Source organism: Vibrio sp. Vb0304, assembly GCF_033338995.1.
GTDB classification, from domain to species: Bacteria; Pseudomonadota; Gammaproteobacteria; order Enterobacterales; family Vibrionaceae; genus Vibrio; species Vibrio alginolyticus.
The window spans coordinates 1-1,423 of record NZ_JAWOTT010000123.1 but is presented as its reverse complement, the minus strand read 5'-3'; the positions used below and the strand labels follow the sequence as shown (position 1 = coordinate 1,423).

Sequence of the window (1,423 nt, the reverse complement as noted above, 5' to 3'; positions counted from 1 at the left end):
GCCAAGAGCTAAATGCAGAAATGAATGGTTTGGTTGAGCTCAGCCAACAATCTCTCGACCAAGCTCAGGATTTAGCAGAACTCAAACAAGAAGTCGCTCCATTGCTAGCCAAAATGGCCTCGTTAACCGAGCGCCTCAAGATGACGGAAGAGAGAGAACAGGCCCTGCAAGAGCGTTTAAGCTACAGCAAAAATCAGCTTGAAGCGGTGTTTGAAACCACACAAGATTACCGCCGCCGCTTAGACGACCAGACACAGCGAATGTTGCTTGATCCACTCACGAAGGTTTACAACCGAACAGCATTTAACGATCGCCTTGAGCTCGAATACCGTCGTTGGATTCGCTCTCAACAAAATCTACGAGTGGTACTGTTTGATGTCGATAACTTCAAAGCCGTAAACGACAGTTATGGTTATACCGCTGGTGATAAAGCGCTGAAGATCATCGCTCGTGCTATCAATAAGCGCGTGTCTGATACCGAAACCGTCGCTCGCTTTGGCGGTGAAGAGTTTATTCTGCTGATTCCAGAACAAAGTGAAGAATACACATTAGAACTGATGAAAAATATTCAGCGCGATATCTGTCAGCTGCCGTTTAAGTTCCGCGAGCAAAACATCATCATTACTCTGACAGCCGTCTCTACTTCATTTAAGGAATCAGACGCACCAGAATATGTGCTCGATCGCCTTGGGCAAATGCTCACTGACGCTAAAAAACGGGGCACAAACCAGCTAAACTGGAACTAAAAACCGTTCAAAAAACAAGCAAACAAACACTTTCACCCCCTCTCAAACGCTCATAACCTCCCATTTTCAACGAGTTATCACATTTATCCCCTTTCAGTCTGCTAAGCTGTTAAAACCCAAGTCACTTCAAGATGATGTATTCATTCATGACGAATATGGCATCTTGAGGTTGCTTGGGACTCGATAACCATAAAACCAAACCCTCCAGCCATCTGAGTAAAACGACACGTACAACTAAGTAAGATGCGTTGGAACTATCCCTCAAAATAATGCAACACAAGGAGGCGTTATGATTACCCATATAAGCCCCGCAGGTAGCATGGACTTGCTATCCCAACTGGAAGTTGAACGCTTAAAGAAAACCGCTTCGAGTGATCTTTACCAGCTTTATCGTAACTGTACGTTAGCGGTCTTGAACTCTGGTAGCCACACAGATAACTCCAAAGAGCTTCTCGATAAACACCAATCGTTTGATGTGAATGTAGTGCGCCGCGAGCGTGGCATTAAGCTAGAGCTGACCGACCCACCAGAGCATGCGTTCGTCGATGGAGAGATCATAAAAGGCATTCAAGAACACTTATTCTCTGTACTGCGTGACATCGTTTACGTGAACATGCACTTGGCTGACAGTCAGCGCCTCAATCTCACTAACCCAACGCATATTACCAACCTTGTGT

Annotated in this window: 2 protein-coding genes; both read left to right on the top strand. The window is 45.5% G+C overall.

The features are described from left to right. Nucleotides 1-746, top strand: a 746-nt coding sequence (locus tag R7P35_RS24330) for a diguanylate cyclase (protein ID WP_318092900.1), incomplete at its 5' end; no start/stop codon positions are given. 289 nt (nt 747-1,035) lie between these two features. Continuing rightward, a partial coding sequence (locus tag R7P35_RS24325) for a DUF4478 family protein (protein WP_318092898.1) occupies nt 1,036-1,423 on the top strand: 388 nt, incomplete at its 3' end.